Below are 17,080 nucleotides of genomic sequence, written 5' to 3'. Positions count from 1 at the left end.
CTAAATGTACAATTAATAATTAATAATTAATAATGAAAGTTTGGGCGTGCCCACAAGGGTCAGGCTCTGCACTAAATCTTTTATGCCGAACAACGGCACAAAAGGATACCGTTGCGATCCTTCACGCGGCGTGTCATTGGTCGGAAGTTTGTGTACAGATTTACAAATTTTCTTTGCGTCTCTGCGACTTTGCGAGCCAGTAAATAAATCTCGCAAAGCCGCAAAGGCGCAAAGCATGATGAATTTTTACTTGGTACTTTCAGTGGGCACTTTCACAAAATCCAAATCTTGGAAGTCATAACTGAAATCCGTGAGTGGTGAAATCGGTTTCATTTTAATGTTCAGATTATCCGATGAAAATATGACCAACGCATCGGCAAGAAAACTCCTATTGTTCCATTTCACAGCGAAAGTGTTGTCTTTATAGAAAAACATTTCACCTGCCAATTGTTTCGATCGACTCGATTGAAAGTAGAGTTTGCCTTTCTTCTCCGAAAGCACAATCTCACCAAGCCAATTGTCTTTATAAGTACCAATATATTTCTTAGCGTCCACCTTGATTTTATCTTTGGTATTTTGCGCTACCGTGGCCCAAACTTCATCCGAAATTTTATCGGCATTGTCTTCCTTTTCTTTGCGCTGTTGGCTGTACAGCGTTACATAATCGTCGGATTTAATGCCAAGATAACTGTCTTTAATCGTATTGGTAATGGCATTAAACGCCGCGCCATTCTGTTGGTTGGTCAATACGATAATTCCCAAATTGAGTTCGGGCAACATGGTTACTTGCGTTACAATACCATCCAATCCGCCGGTATGTGAGACTTGAAAACTGCCTTTCACTTCGGTGAGTTGCCAACCCAAACCATAAGATTTGAAATGCGAAAAATAAGGAGCAACAGGTTTATTGGGCATTATGGTTTGTGCTGTCCACATTTCAGTATGTTGTTTTTCCGAGAATATTTTGGTTTGCTTGTCCGCTCCGTATTGTCCGTTTTGCAATTGCATAATCACCCATTTGCTCAAATCATTCACACTCGAATAAATGCCCGCTGCAGGATCGAAGACGTTGTTTTTATAACGCGCAATCGCTTTGAGTTTTCCGTCGGTAGGCACATGAGGCATGATTACATTGGAAGTGTCTTTCAATCGCAAAAAAGAAGCGGCACTGTGACTCATTTCCAAAGGTTTCATAATGCGGTTTTCAATAAAATCACACCAAGATAAACCACTGGCGCGATGAATCACTTCACCGGCTACGATATAAAGCAAATTGTCGTAATCGTATTTGGTTCTGAAAGCCGAAACCGGTTTTAAATATTGTAAATTGTTGATGATATCTTGCGTAGTAAAATTGTTTCCGTCGGGCCAAATCATCAAATCTCCTGCGCCTAGGCCGAGCCCGCTGCGATGCGTTAATAAATCACGTATTGTGAATTCTTTCGTCACGTAATCGTTATACATTTTAAACTCCGGAATATATTGCGTCACTTTATCATCCCATTTGATTTTGCCTTCATCGACCAATATCGCCAAAGCGGCAGAAGTAAACGCTTTACTGTTCGAAGCAATACCAAATAAAGTATTTTCATCTACAGCTGCATTGGTCAAAATCGATTTGACACCATAACCTTTGGCGTGAATGATTTTGCCATCTTTCACTACGGCAACGGCAATGCCGGGAACATCGAAAGTTTTTAAAGTGCGTGCCACCAAATCATCGATTTGAGTTGGAGTAATTTGTGCAAACGTTATGCAACTGAATGCAAGAGTCAGGCTTAGAAATACAATTTTTTTCATAAGAGATTATTTAAAATTACGTTGTCTTTTGGCTTCAAAAATAAGAACGGCTGCGGCTACAGAAACATTCATCGAATCGATAGCACCTTGCATCGGAATGACAATGTTTTGTGTGGCATGATCGCGCCATTCTTGGGTGAGTCCTGTCGCTTCGGTTCCTACGACTAGGGCTGTTGGGGCGGTATAATCTTGCTTATGATAAGGGGTGGCATTTTGTAAGGTGGCACAGTAAAAATTGATTTTTTTCGATTGTAAAAAAGCAATGATTTCTGTGGTAGTTCCGGTGGCGATTTGATTCGTAAATAAACCACCAACACTCGAACGAACGATATTGGGATTGTATAAATCGCTTTTGGGATTGGCAATGATAACAGCATCGAGATGAGCGGCATCGGCAGTGCGCAATAGTGCGCCAATATTGCCTGGTTTTTCAGGTGCCTCCGCAATCAGAATTAATGGATTGTCGGATAATTTCAAATCGGATAATTGTGTCGATTTGGTTTTGGCAACGGCAATGATTCCTTCGGTAGTATCGCGATAAGCTAGTTTTTGATAGACATCTTTGTTGATTTCTATGGTGTGAATTCGGTTATCTGTTAATTTGGTTATTTGTGTTTCGGAAATTAATTCCGGAAGAAATAGGATGGTTTCTAATGCATAACCACCTTGAATGGCGAGTTCAATTTCACGCAAACCTTCAATCAAAAACGTACCGGATTGCTTGCGGGCTTTTGCTTTTTCCTGCAAGAGTACCAATGATTTGATGAAAGGATTTTGTATGGAAGTGATTGATTTCAAAATAATAGAACGTCGAATTTAGTTGCATTAAAATAACATTGCCTCGCAAATTACACAAGGCAATGTTATATCCATTACTATTAATTTCTTTTGAAAATTTTTACTGTTGAAAAGGTCGATGCAGTTTCAATTTTGAAGATATATTGTCCTTCGCTCAACAAGGAAACATCCATAGTGGTTTGTCTGGCATTTGGACTTTGGGATTGAATTAACTGTCCTAACATCGTATAAACTGAAATCGATTTGATGGTTTCGGGGCTCACAATATTAACCGACGAATGCGCAGGATTTGGATAATAATACAATAACTGTTTTCCGAAATTCTGTGTCCCTAACATAGCACAAGTCACCGTTGCATTCCAACCGGCAGCAGTATTGAGGCCATCAGAATAGAAACGGAACGTTAGGGTTCCTGTAGGGTCAGTCGATGTTAATGTACCCGGGTTGTTGGTGCCTGTAAATCCGTATTCTTCTACCATATATGGAGAAGTAATACTCGGTCCGTTATAAATCGTCAATCGATCCACTTGATCTTCTAAATCAAACGACGTAAAAGTGACACTTGCTTTTTCTCCTGGGTTTATAGGGTAAATGGTTGTGATTTTATTTTCACTATTGGAATAATTAGCGGTTGGACCTCCAGAATCAAAGAAAATACCATCAACACAATGGTTGATTAAAGTCTCAAATTGGGAACTGACCAAGGCTGAAAATAAATTATTACTGCAACTGGCTCTTACATAAACATCATAATCAGTGTAAGAATCTAAATTGGTAAAAGTGTAAGAGTTGGTTGTTATTGTTTGAAACGTGCCTGTTGGTGAACTTCCTTGTGGTACGATTGCTACTTCAAAAGTTGATGATCCATTCGGATTTGACCAAGTAGCAGTTGCACTGTTTATGGTGATTGCCGATACGCTAATTGCTGTTGCGTTACTGCATTGTGTGGTGAATTTAAATGTAGAAGAATAAGCAGACTGACCACAAACATTATTCGATTTTACTCTCCAGAAATAATCACTTCCCGAATCCAGGCCTGCAATATCAATTTGATTTGTTAAAGCAGTATAGGTTTGAAGGTTTGTTGTAAATAAATTGTCTTTGGCAATTTCAATAGTATAACTAGCAGCATTTGCACCAATATTTTGCCATGTTAATGTGGTATTGGTAACACTTAGATTGGTATTATTCGTTGGTGTATTTAAAACAGGACCGTCAGCCAAAGTATTTTGAACAACCAATGTCAAAGAAATTCCGGTAGTGTATGAACTCGAATTGGCTCTTAGCGTTAATGGATAACTTCCCACAGGTGTTGAGCTCAGGCCTGTAATGGTTACCGAACCATTTCCTGAAGCAGCCAAAGTGTTTGGTGAGAATGCAGCCGTTGATCCCGCCGGAAGCCCAAGAACTTCAAAAGAAGCGGTTTCAGCAAAAGCAGTCGGAGTTTTCAATTGATAGGTAAATGTAGTTTCATCAGCACCCAAACAATTTCTATTTAATAAACTGCTGTCCGAAGTTAATAACATTGGATTTGTAGTAACACCACTTATAATTAAAGAATAATTTTGCAATGAATTCATCAAAGTGCCTTTATGACTTACCGTAACGGTATAAGTTCCTGAAGGATTCGGCACTTCAATTTTTTCTACATTATCAACGATATTATCGCCCTGAGTTGCCGTTGCTTCAATATCAGCAGGGTCTAATTTCCAAGGAAAGTATACGTTATTGTTTTTGGTTATTCTGATGTCTAAATCGTTGACCAAATTGGGTGTTGGAAAATCGATTTGAGAGCTTGTAATAATTTGTCCTGCAGGATCTGTCCAACAAATGGTGGCAACGATGGGTTGTGTTGCACTTATAGGCTGTATGTCAAAAGAATAGGATTTTCCCTGTACTAAAGTATTTTCCTGAATGTAAGATTGCGTACCTTCATTAGTGATGAGTTTGGCTGCTTTTTCTGCATTCATCAAACCCCATCCATATCGATAATCCGGCCCTGGATCTGATCCGGCTTCATCAGCAGTATGAATGGCCAACCCACGTAAGGTTGCCGCTCTCATAAAACCTCCTTTTACATTTTTATAATGTTGTTGTAAAAGCAATAAAGTTCCGGCAACATTTGGCGATGACATTGAAGTTCCATCATAGCTGCTATAAGAAGTGTTAGAGCTTGCGGTCGATGATCTTACATTAACACCTTTACCACAAATATCAGGTTTAATACGACCATCATCAGTAGGACCCCAACTGCTGAAACTTGACATTGCAACACTAGCTGCTGATGTGTAATTCGAAACTTGATAAACGGCGCCAACAATAATTGCATTTTTAGAAACACTTTTTCCTGCTAATAAATCATAACCACTTTTGCTGTCGTTATAGCCCGAATTTCTTGAATTACCGGCAGAATTAACAAATTGATAATACGGTGCATTAAACATCACATTATCAAAAGATCTGGCATCATTATCATACTTGCCCCAACTTGCTATCGATACATTATCGGGGTCATAACCATAGGAATGGTTGGATATTAATAATCCAATTGCTGCAGCGTGAGCCACTTCAGATACATCACTAGTCCAATCATAAGCTTTTAAGTTGGCTTGCGATGCCATTCCCTTTGATGCCGGACTTGCCGTAGCATTGCCCATCATCGTTCCTGAAACATGGGTGGCGTGATCAGAGAGTACAGTTGCATTATCAACTTGAGTGACACGACCTGTCAGTAAATTATGGGTATTTCTTACTTTTCCACCATCCCAAATACCAATCGTCATGTCCTGACCATCAAGGCTTAGGCCTAAGCTTCCTCCTGTATTAAGTCTGTTCGCTCGCGTGGTTAATGCTGCTCCGACATTGTCTGTGGTGAAATAAATTGGATTGTTATTTTCATCCAAACGAATCAATTCTTTGATACCGCCATTTTTAGTAGTGAATTTTGTTTTCCAATTTTTAATGGCTGCCATATTCCAAGCTGCTGCTTTTTGAGCTTTGAAAATAGAATCATAGATAGGAACCAGTCTATCGAGTTCGCTAACATTTGTTGCAGCAATAATCTTCGATTTATCCGCTTCGGTTTGCGCCAATGTTGATGCACTAAAGAAAATAAACAGCAAAAGGAATTTAATAAGCTTCATTATAATATAAGAGTTTAATTTTTTGGCTAAATTAATTCAAAATTGTATAACTTTCATCATATCAATTGTTTTAGATTTTTTAAAAAATGTTAAATTTTTAAAGTAATTTGATTGTCGATATAAAACACCATACTTTCTTGTAACACTTTCAAAATTAAAGAGCAATGACTATAGTTTTTATCTATGAAAAATCTTTTTTAAAAAGAGTGCTTTGTACTAAATTCGTTTGCATGTAAATAAAATCTCAATCATATTATGGAAAGTAACACAAACTCGGGCGGTGAAGGCAAATGCCCATTTTCAAGCGCAGCTGCTCCCAAAAAAGGTGCCGGTGCCGGTACAAGAAACAATGATTGGTGGCCCAATCAATTAAAGTTGAATATCCTTCGACAAAATTCCGCGCTATCTAATCCTATGGGCGAATCGTTTAACTATGCCGAAGAATTCAAGTCGCTAGATTTAGCTGCCTTGAAAAAAGACCTTATGGATGTATTGACAACCTCTCAAGACTGGTGGCCTGCTGATTTTGGTAACTATTGCGGATTTTTTATTCGACTGGCATGGCATAGTGCAGGGACATACCGTATTGCTGACGGACGAGGAGGCGCAGGTTTTGGAACCCAACGGTTTGCACCGTTAAACAGTTGGCCTGATAATGTAAACCTAGATAAAGCACGTTTGCTATTGTGGCCACTCAAACAAAAATATGGCAAAAAAATCTCTTGGGCAGATTTAATGGTTTTAGCGGGTAACTGTGCTCTTGAATCAGCAGGTTTTGAAACTTTCGGTTTTGCTGGAGGACGAGCGGATGTATGGGAACCACAAGAAGATATCTATTGGGGAATCGAACGCGAATGGTTAGCAGATAACCGTTATTCTGGCGACCGTGAATTGGAAAACCCGCTTGCTGCTGTCCAAATGGGATTAATCTACGTGAATCCTGAAGGGCCAAACGGAAATCCAGATCCGCTTTTGGCTGCTCGTGATATTCGTGAGACTTTTGCTCGTATGGCGATGAATGATGAAGAAACTGTTGCGCTTATTGCCGGAGGTCACACTTTAGGAAAAACACATGGTGCTGCTGATCCCGGGCAATATGTTGGAGTTGAACCTGCAGCAGCCGGTATTGAAGAACAAAACCAAGGTTGGAAAAATACTTATGGAACCGGTTATGGAGGGGATACAATTTCAAGCGGTCTTGAAGGTGCTTGGACAAAAACGCCAACAAAATGGAGCAACAATTTCTTTGAAAACTTATTCGGCTTTGAATGGGAATTAACCAAAAGCCCAGCCGGTGCGCACCAATGGAAACCTAAAAATGGAGCAGGAGCTGGTTTAATTCCGGATGCTCATGATGCATCAAAAACGCACACACCATTTATGTTGACAACTGACCTTTCTTTGAGAGTTGATCCAATTTATGAAAAAATATCTAGACATTTCTTAGAAAACCCAGCAGTTTTCAACGATGCATTTGCAAGAGCATGGTTTAAGTTGACACACCGTGATATGGGACCAAAAGTGCGTTATTTAGGGACGGAAGTTCCTGCTGAAGCACTCATTTGGCAAGATCCGATTCCGGCGAATACACATCCATTGATTGATCATCAAGATATCGCTTTACTTCAACAAACGATACTCGCTTCAGGATTGTCAGTGTCTCAATTGGTATCTACAGCTTGGGCTTCGGCATCCACTTTCCGTGGTTCTGACAAACGTGGAGGTGCTAATGGTGCTCGTATTCGTCTGGCGCCACAAAAAGATTGGAAAGTCAATAATCCAGCACAATTAGCGAAAGTACTTGAAACACTCGGGCAAATCCAAAAAGATTTCAACAGCGCACAATCTGGATACAAACAAGTTTCAATAGCAGATTTAATCGTTTTAGGTGGATGTATAGCCATTGAACAAGCCGCCAAAAATGCAGGTCAAAATGTTAACGTGCCATTCACACCCGGAAGAACCGATACTTCACAAGAACTAACGGATGTTGAATCATTCGCAGTACTCGAACCTCAAGCCGACGGTTTCCGAAATTATGTAAAAACAAAGTATACCGTTTCAGCAGAAGAAATGTTGGTTGATAAAGCGCAATTATTAAACCTAACCGCACCAGAAATGACAGCGCTAGTTGGTGGTATGCGTGTATTGAATACTAACTTTGATCATTCTCAAAACGGTGTTTTTACCAAACGTCCAGAAGTATTAACCAATGATTTCTTTGTAAACTTACTTGATCTAAGTACCACCTGGAAAGCCATTTCAGAATCCGATGATGCGTTTGTTGGTAATGATCGCACTACCGATTCCATCAAGTGGATTGGTACTCGCGTGGATCTTATTTTTGGTTCTAATTCTGAACTCAGAGCGATTGCAGAAGTTTATGCTTGCGCGGATGGCAATGAAAGATTTGTAAAAGACTTTGTAGCAGCTTGGGATAAAGTGATGAATTTAGATCGCTTTGATTTGGCTTAATCCTAAATCGAAATATTAAACACTTAAAAGGTGGACTGTATCAGTTCACCTTTTTATTTTAATTGATATACTGAATCAATATTTCGTTTCCTTTTATATATTTGTTTTGCACTTAACAAAACTCTAAGCTCAAAAACATATGGCATTTATTGATTTATTTCGTAAGAAAACGGTCCAAGATATTTTAAAACAAGTCGAAAAAAATGAAGCAGACGGACACAATGCTTTAGGCAAACACTTAACCACAAGAGATTTAACGGCTTTTGGAATTGCAGCGATTGTAGGCGCCGGAATTTTCAGTACTATCGGAAAAGCTAGTGCAGATGGTGGTCCCGCAGTAATTTTCTTGTTTCTGTTTACTGCTTTAGCCTGTGGTTTCGCAGCATTCGCTTATGCTGAATTCGCTTCGATGGTTCCAGTTTCAGGAAGTGCTTACACATATTCATACGTAGCTTTCGGAGAAATCATCGCCTGGATTATCGGTTGGGCATTGATTATGGAATACGCCATTGGAAACATTACCGTTGCCATATCGTGGAGTGATTATTTCACAGGTTTATTAGACAGTATGAATATTCATCTGCCCGAATACGTTCAAATGGATTATCTCACAGCATCCAACGGATTTAAAGATGCTACCGCTTTGATGCAAGGCGGAAAAACCTTCGAAAATTTGAGTGCCGGTTTGCAAAGTGCTTATACCGCTTGGACAACAGCTCCAACGATTGGTTCGTTTCATTTAGTTGCAGATTTACCAGCTTTATTCATAATTATATTAATTACAGCTTTGGTGTATCGCGGGATGAAAGAATCACGCAACGCCAGTAATTTAATGGTGGTGGTTAAATTATGCATCATTCTATTGGTAATTGCCGTAGGTGTTTTTTATGTTGACACTGCCAATTGGCATCCATTTGCACCGAATGGAGTTAGTGGTGTTTTGAAAGGGGTGTCCGCTGTATTCTTTGCTTACATTGGTTTCGATGCAATTTCAACAACGGCTGAAGAATGTAAAAACCCACAGCGCGATTTGCCTCGCGGCATGATGTGGGCGATTATCATTTGTACGATTTTGTATGTAGTAATTGCTTTGGTTTTGACTGGGATGGTCAATTACGCAGATTTGAATGTTGGTGATCCGTTAGCTTTTGTATTCGATAAACTCAATTTAAAATGGATGTCTGGAATCATCGCAGTCAGCGCTGTTGTTGCAATGGCGAGCGTATTGCTGGTTTTTCAAATGGGTCAACCAAGAATTTGGATGAGTATGAGCCGAGATGGTTTATTACCGAAACGCTTTTCTAAAGTGCATCCTGTTTATAAAACACCTTCTTATGCTACAATCGTTACAGGTTTTGTGGTGGCGATTCCGGCTTTGTTTTTAAACTTAACCATGGTAACCGATTTGTGCAGTATCGGAACTTTATTCGCATTTGTATTGGTTTGCGCCGGTGTTTTAGTATTACAAAATCAGCCTAACATTCCAAGAGGAAAATTCAAAACACCGTATATCAATTCAAAATATATTGTTCCTATGTTGTTATTGGCAGGTTTGAGTTTCGCTTTTACTTACAACAAACAAGCAACAATGGCTTTTTTAACCAATCAAAAACAAGTCAATTCACCCGAAGATATTGTGACTTCGTTAGATCAAAGTCAGACGAAAGTGGTGTATGAGTTTTTGATTTTTAAAAATGAAAACGACGCTGTCAATAGCGATTTGGAAGCTTTATTAAGCAAATACAATACTGATGAAACTACGTATAAAAGTGTTGTTGATTCTTTGCCAATCGATGAAAGTTTAAAATACCAAAGTGGTTTCAATTTGTTCAAACACAAAATTCCAATGTGGATTTTCTTGATTGTTTTACTCGGATTAACCGTTTGGTCTTTCCGTCAAAATTTGTCTTTAATTCCGTTGCTCGGATTGGTTTCGTGTCTGTATATGATGGCGGAACTCAGCGTGTGGAATTGGATTTATTTCACCTGTTGGCTGCTCATCGGTTTGGTGATTTACTTTGGATTTAGTAGAAAGAACAGCAAGCTCAATAGGAGTGAAGCATAGTAAAATAGCAGTTATAAAAAACGTCCAGCTTATTGTTGGACGTTTTTTTATGAATTAAAGTTTGACAAATTTCTTGGTCGATTTTCCTTGATTGGAAATGATTTCAATGAAATAAGTTCCGGTTTTCAATGATGATACATCGATGCTACTGCTTTTTTCAAAACCTTGAATCGAAACAGATTGCACCTTTTGCCCTAAAACACTATAAATATTGATTGAATTTATACTAGCCATTCCTGTACTCTCAAGATTCAAAAACATTGTCACAGGATTTGGCGTCAAAGCAAAAGAATCGGCAGCAGTAAAATGTTCAGAGCCCAGAAGACAATCTAAAGCACAATCGGTAACAAGAGTAATTGGCAAAAATTCAGTACTTTGTTGCACCGCATGGAATTCATCCGGGTCATAACAAATCATTGTCAATAATGGGCAATTGTAAAATTCAAGTTGATTTAACGGAGGTTCGGCACTCGTGCTTCTTCCTCCAAGGATAATAGATATAGCATTGTTTTTTATAGAAACATAAGTCAAATTTGGATTATAAGAACAATCAAACCATTGCACAGCAGTTCCGCATAAATTAATTTCGGTAAACAAATTATGAGGACAACTGAAGTAATTAAGTTGATGTAACCCGCTAATGTCAATACTTGTCAATTGATTGTTGCCGCAACTTAAGTTATACAAATTAACGAAATATGCCATTCCGTCTACATTGGCAATCGATCGGTTTTCTATGTTCAGACCAACAACGGCAGCTGCTTCACTGATTTCAATTTCACCGTCATTATTAGAGTCGACATCAGTAGATGCTGGTTGATCTTGCAGGTAGGCACAATTGGTGTTGACTAATGTATTTTTAAAATTGGCATCCGGAATGTTTATAATCTGTCCAATTGAAGCAAATGAAATGCAAAGAAACAGTAAAAGAAAGTATAGTTTTTTCATAATAATGTTGTTTAAAGTTTCACAAACTTTTTAGTAGTTTTCCCTTGATTGGAAGTAATTTCCATAAAATAAGTTCCTGCTTTCAATTGCGAAACATCAACGGTTATTGATGAACTTAATGCTGACAACGGAATCGTTTTTACCATTTGCCCCAAAGGATTGTATATCGTAATGGATTGGATTGTTATTGCATCGTTAACATTGACAGTCACAATATTCTTAGCAGGATTTGGATACAACTTAAAATGTTTCTCATCAAAACTTTGCGTTCCTAAAGTGGCTACTGCTGTCGAAGTCGTATTGGTCACAATCGGAAAATTGAAATCAAAATAAATCGAAGCGGTATTTTGTATGATACTGCCAACACCAACTGTAGCCGCAGGTTTTATTTTGAAAGCTACAAAACCATGGCTTGCTGGTTCATCAATAGTTGATGATGGTAAATGTATATTGTCAAAAGCAAATTCCAATTGGTTTCCTCTTTTCAATGTACTGCACGGATGGCTTGTGGCAATCATTTCGAAAGTAGATGCATCTAAATTATCAGTCAAAATATCGCGAACGACTACATTAGTAGCATCAGCAGTTCCAATATTTTGAAAACGGATCATATAATGCAGAAATTCACCCACTTTTGAAATATCAATCACGCTGCCTTCGGTAACGATTTTATCATTGGGATCAAGTGAAACTACTACAATTTGACTCAAAGAACTGGTATTGTCACTTGGAGTTTCATCGGTTTGTGGCGCAGTGATGTTGGCCGTTAAATTGATGACATCGCCAGCATTTACTGGAGGTGTGTCTGTTGGAGAATTTAAATTTAATTTTACATATTCAATAGTTCTGCTTTCAAAAGGTTTCAAATCCGTGAAATTCCATGTCAGTATTCCTGGGGATTGCGCGTCTATAGTAGGATATGATTCACCATAATCCATAATGGCATCATTAAAACTTAACGCTATCGTTCCTGATTGTATCTGGTTTCCTTTGTTTTTGTATGCAATATCGTAGATGGTGTAAAAACCAGAAACAGGACTGATACGAGGCAATAATGTAATTTCTAAATCGGGATGTATTCCGTTTGGAGTAATACAAAAGTTAGCAGTTCCGGAACTTCCTATATCGGGGAAATTAAAGTTATAATTAGCAGGGGTAATGTTGAAATAACTGCCAATGCTAAGATTTGGAGTCAATGTAAAATTATTCTGTAAAGTTGTGTAGGTATAATGACCATCAACATTAGTAAACACATTATCAACATTAGTATTGTATTGTGCTTGAATATTGATGTTATCGTACAAAGGTGTTGAAGTTATGCCACAACTGCCATCCATTGAAAACTGTACATTCCCATTAATCAGGTTTGTTGACCCTATTGAAACATTATCGAGTAACCAACGATCGCCACTAACAGCCAATGTTGGTTGATTGATAATCCTTACGAATGCAATGTAAACTGTTTGACCTGCATAGGCATTAAGAGAAACAATTTTTGATTCATAGTCTAAACCAAGATTAAGATCAGTTTCACTCCAAGCATTAAGTACAGTAAAACTGCTTAAATCAGTCTGTGAAGTTGTCGATATTCTAATCTGATAAATTGCAGTCGCATCATTACCCATTATGGATTGACGGCTGAAAAACGTCAATGGTGTATTTGCAGTTATAGTAATCGCAGGGGTAATGAGCCAACATCCGGAAATTCCGGGACCGGTATTCTGTCGATCTATAAAAGCACCTCCGCTTCCTTCATAAGGAGTCCAAGGAACAATCATTCTTTTCCATGGCAAGGTGCCTAAACCACTATTTGCAGTAACCCAACCCGCAGGCGGAAATATTGCCCCTTCGAAACCTTCAAAGAATTGTGCGTTTGCTTGTAAAGTGAGGAAAATGATTAGGGTTAGGTAAAGTTTTTTCATCATGAAGTGTTTAAAGTATATAGCTAAACAAATAGTAAAATCACTTTAAAGATAATCAATCAAAATTAATAAGCTGTATTTCAATTAGAATCCGCTACGTTTCATTTAGAATTCGAACGGCAATAAAAAAACCGCAATCTCAAAGAAACTGCGGTTTTGGTATAAAAGGTTTGTTAGGTTTAATTGTTGAGCATCACCGGCATCACAAGCATCGTTACCGTTTCGCCATCTTCTAATCCGTCAACTGGTGTTAGAATTCCGGCGCGGTTGGGTAGTGACATTTCAAGCATAATCATATCCGATTGCAAGTTCGTCAACATTTCGGTTAAGAAACGCGAGTTGAAACCAATCTGCATATCGTCGCCTTGATAATCGCAAGTCAAACGCTCTTCTGCTTTGTTCGAGTAATCGATATCTTCTGCAGAAATATTAAGTTCTGCACCTGCAATTTTCAATCGAATTTGGTGTGTCGTTTTGTTCGAGAAAATCGCCACACGACGCACAGAATTCAAAAACTGCGTTCTGTCGATCATCAATTTGTTTGGGTTTTCTTTTGGAATAACGGCTTCGTAGTTAGGATATTTTCCATCAATCAATCGGCACATTAAAATATAATTATCGAAAGAGAATGTCGCATTCGAATCATTGTATTCAATCTTAATTTCCGCATCCGATGTACCCAAAATACTTTTCAAAATATTCAAAGGTTTTTTCGGCATGATGAAATCGGCTACTTGAGAAGCTTTCACATCGGTTCTTGCATATTTCACCAACTTGTGCGCATCGGTCGCCACGAAAGTCAAACCTTCGGGAGAAAACTGAAAAAACACACCGGACATCACCGGACGCAAATCATCGTTTCCGGCAGCGAAAATCGTTTTGCTTATCGCGGTTGCCAAAACATCAGCAGGCACCAAAGTCGTTGATGGATTATCCAAACTCACAGACTTAGGAAATTCTTCACCAGGCGCATAAGCCAAAGCATATTTCCCTGAATTGGAGCTGATTTCTATCGTGTTGTTTTCTTCAACAGTAAACGTTAACGGTTGTTCTGGAAAAGTTTTTAGGATTTCAAGCAATAGTTTTGCAGGAACCGCCACGCTACCTTTGCTTGTCGAATCGATTTCTAAAGTCGCTGACATCGTGGTTTCTAAATCGGAAGCCGAAACGGTTAAGGTTTTGCTGTCTAATTCGAATAGAAAATTATCTAAAATAGGCAAGGTGTTGCTGCTGTTGATAACACTTCCTAATACTTGAAGTTGTTTTAATAAGTATGAACTCGATACTATAAATTTCATTTTCTTTTAATTTTTTTTGTGGGAATGCTGTTTCAATTCAAAGAGCATCCATTTTACAAATATATCTTAAACTGTCAAATAACAAAAAGAATTTTATTAACATTAGCGGCTGTACTTTCTTTTTCGCAAAAAGGTAAAGACGAATCCGAAAATTGCCAGCACTACTATTGGAAGTCCGACAGTTATCCATTGTGTTTGGGCGTAGTTGCTGTAGACTTTTTCTTTGTCGAGCAAAGGCAAATTGACTTCCTTGCTGCGAATGTTAATAAGTCCAGTATCGTCTAGCAAATAATTGACGCAATTCATCATAAATTCTTTATTGCCGTAGAGTTTATTGGTCCATTTGTCATAACCCAATTCTAAGGGTTGTCCGTTTTTGTCGAGTTGATTTCGAATCAGATCACCATCGGAAATCACAATCATTTTATTATCTTTTCCAACAGCTTGAAACGTTTTTTCTGTGAATGGCATCACGCGATTTTGATACACAGAATGAAATTTCCCTTCGAGCAAAACCGCCATTGGAATATTGCCTGTGCCTTTAAATTCGCTTTGTTCCGGTCGTTCTGAAACCATGTTGAGATTGACTTCGACTGGTGTTCCTACTAGTTTTGAAAAGGGCGATGATTTCAGTAACACGGTCTTTTTAATGCCATTTTTAAGCGTATCCATGCCATTCGCAAATTCGAATTTGAGCGCATCAACATTCGTCACAATCGGATTTTTAGAAGCAGGATAAATCAAAGGGGAATAAAACCAAGGATATTGTGTGTATTGTGTGGCGCTGCCTTGTTCTCCAGTAGCCAAAGCGATTGGTGTTGCCATAACGTCTTTGACCAAAGTTGGGTTGATCCGAACGCCGTATTTGAAGAACATATCATTCAAATTTAAATCGAATGGAAAGGCCAGCGAAGCACCCGAATCGTTATACAAACTATCCATTTCAATATTGACTTGATCTACCAACCACAAGGTTTTTCCGCCATTCATTACAAATTGGTCGAGCACTAATTTTTCTTCATCAGAGAATTTTTCAGTAGGTTTCGCGATGATAGCAAGGTCGTATTTCTTTAAATATTGTAAACTTTCATTGGGTTTTTTTGCGACTGAATCTAAAGTGAAAGTTCCGATATGGTAATTCTCGCGCACTTGTTTGATGAAATCCGCCATATGAATATCTTGCAATTCGCCGTTGCCTTTGATCACTGCAATTTTCTTTTGTTTTTCTTTTACAATGGTGTTCAATCCATTCGCAAAGGCATATTCGAGATTTTGCACAGAATGTTGGACTTTCTCAGCAGTAGTTTTCGTCATTTGATTCTTGAGCAGTGGAATCACAACACTTCTGTTTTTATAAGTAGCAATCGCCCAGGGAAAAATAACTTCTTGCGATTCTTTGCCTTTATCCTGAACGGTAACAGTCGCAGGCGTCATGCCATTTTGCGCAAACGAAGCAATTAAAACCTTTTTGAGATCGGGAATTTGTTTGATACTGGCTTTGATTTCATTTTCTTCCTTTTTAGAATGAACGGTATTGTTAAGCGTAAACAATTTGTAAATCAAATCTCTTTTTTCAACATCTTGATCTTCCGAATCGTCAGAAGGGTTCGTGAACGTATAAACAATATCAGGGTTATAAGCTTTAAATTCGTCTAATAAATTTTGAGTTTCTACCTGCAATTTTTTGAATTCCCCAGGAAATTCACCATCGAGGAAAACTTCAACAGTAAGCGGTTCGCCCACATTGCCGACAATATCTAATGAGGTTTTTGATAGCGTATAACGATGATCTTGCGTTAAGTCGAAGCGATAAAAAAAGCGGCTGCCAATAGCATTAATAACAAGTAAAATGGCAATCGTAAATAATACGGTTTTGAGGCTTTTATTTTTTACGGTTTCCATTAGTTTTTCAGTGATTTTAATTTGAAAACGGTCAACGACAAGAAAGCAATGGTGATACTTACAAAATATAAAACATCACGCGTGTCTATCACACCGCGACTCATGCTTTTGAAATGATTATCCATTCCAAACGAAGAAATCAGATTTTCAGCATTGGGTAAATACGTTGCTAATCCGTCAAAAGCGAAGTAGAAAAAGAAGCATAAAAACACCGAAAGTATGAAAGCCACAATCTGATTTTCAGATAGTGTTGAAGTGAAAATACCAATCGCAGAATACGAAGCAATCAAAAATAATAATCCAAAGTACGAACCCATCGTGCTGCCCAAATCGATGTTGCCTTCGGGCATACCTAGCGTTGAAATCGCATACATATATATCAAAGTTGGTATAATCGCAATCACAATCAACAGCATGGCGCCCAAAAATTTTCCGTTCACAATTTGCCACAGGCTCAATGGTTTAGTTAAAAGTAACTCAAGTGTGCCTTGCTTTTTTTCATCGGAAAAACTGCGCATGGTTACGGCCGGAATTAAGAAAATTAATATCCATGGTGCTATCGTAAAAAACGGACTCATATCCGCAAATCCGCTGTTGAGAATATTATAGTCACCTTCAAAAACCCAAAGGAACAATCCGTTGAGCAATAGAAATATTGCTATCACCAAATAGCCAATCGGTGAGCCGAAAAAGGATTTTATTTCCCTTAATAATATTGCTTTCATATTT

10 protein-coding genes are annotated in these 17,080 nt (G+C 38.3%); 2 read left to right on the top strand and 8 right to left on the bottom strand.

Annotated features, from left to right (window positions below; translation table 11 throughout):
- Positions 1-246: 246 nt before the first annotated feature.
- From RMO03_RS09815 to RMO03_RS09805, 3 genes are all read right to left on the bottom strand, one after another.
- Positions 247-1,800, bottom strand: a complete 1,554-nt coding sequence (locus RMO03_RS09815) for a serine hydrolase (RefSeq protein ID WP_309641927.1) — start codon at positions 1,798-1,800, stop codon at positions 247-249.
- Between the two features lie 6 nt (positions 1,801-1,806).
- Complete coding sequence (locus tag RMO03_RS09810) at positions 1,807-2,598, bottom strand: RNA methyltransferase (RefSeq protein ID WP_309641926.1); 792 nt, start codon at positions 2,596-2,598, stop codon at positions 1,807-1,809.
- A gap of 80 nt (positions 2,599-2,678) precedes the next feature.
- Positions 2,679-5,741, bottom strand: coding sequence for a S8 family serine peptidase (locus tag RMO03_RS09805; RefSeq protein ID WP_309641925.1), 3,063 nt, complete (start codon positions 5,739-5,741; stop codon positions 2,679-2,681).
- 255 nt (positions 5,742-5,996) lie between these two features.
- On the opposite strand from RMO03_RS09805, the gene katG reads away from it, so the two are divergent.
- Together katG and RMO03_RS09795 are read left to right on the top strand one after the other, a co-directional pair.
- Entirely contained in the window at positions 5,997-8,216 is a 2,220-nt protein-coding gene (gene katG, locus RMO03_RS09800) for a catalase/peroxidase HPI (protein WP_309641924.1), read from the top strand.
- A gap of 139 nt (positions 8,217-8,355) precedes the next feature.
- A complete protein-coding gene (locus tag RMO03_RS09795) occupies positions 8,356-10,281 on the top strand; it encodes an amino acid permease (protein ID WP_309641923.1) in 1,926 nt (641 codons plus the stop codon).
- Positions 10,282-10,335: 54 nt separating this feature from the next.
- On the opposite strand, the gene RMO03_RS09790 is transcribed toward RMO03_RS09795, so the two are convergent.
- The 5 genes from RMO03_RS09790 to gldF all read right to left on the bottom strand — a co-directional run bounded on the left by RMO03_RS09790 (position 10,336) and on the right by gldF (position 17,076).
- Entirely contained in the window at positions 10,336-11,229 is an 894-nt protein-coding gene (locus RMO03_RS09790) for a T9SS type A sorting domain-containing protein (RefSeq protein ID WP_309641922.1), read from the bottom strand.
- A gap of 11 nt (positions 11,230-11,240) precedes the next feature.
- On the bottom strand, positions 11,241-13,151 hold the full coding sequence (locus tag RMO03_RS09785; RefSeq protein WP_309641921.1) for a T9SS-dependent choice-of-anchor J family protein: 1,911 nt from the start codon (positions 13,149-13,151) through the stop codon (positions 11,241-11,243).
- Positions 13,152-13,330: 179 nt separating this feature from the next.
- Positions 13,331-14,449 (bottom strand): DNA polymerase III subunit beta, encoded by a 1,119-nt coding sequence (gene dnaN / locus RMO03_RS09780; protein ID WP_309641920.1) that lies wholly within the window; start codon positions 14,447-14,449, stop codon positions 13,331-13,333.
- A 102-nt stretch (positions 14,450-14,551) separates the two neighbouring features.
- Positions 14,552-16,351: a gliding motility-associated ABC transporter substrate-binding protein GldG gene (gene gldG / locus RMO03_RS09775; RefSeq protein ID WP_309641919.1), complete on the bottom strand. Its 1,800-nt coding sequence runs from the start codon at positions 16,349-16,351 to the stop codon at positions 14,552-14,554.
- Positions 16,351-17,076 carry a gliding motility-associated ABC transporter permease subunit GldF gene (gene gldF / locus RMO03_RS09770; RefSeq protein ID WP_309641918.1) on the bottom strand — a complete coding sequence of 242 codons (726 nt, stop codon included), beginning with the start codon at positions 17,074-17,076 and terminating at the stop codon, positions 16,351-16,353. Before gldF ends, gldG begins: the two co-directional genes overlap by 1 nt.
- Positions 17,077-17,080 lie beyond the last annotated feature (4 nt).

The sequence above is a fragment of the Flavobacterium sp. genome (assembly GCF_031411595.1).
Taxonomy (GTDB): Bacteria; Bacteroidota; Bacteroidia; order Flavobacteriales; family Flavobacteriaceae; genus Flavobacterium.
Note: the sequence above shows the minus strand (reverse complement) of the source record. Positions and strands in the feature narration are given on the sequence as shown.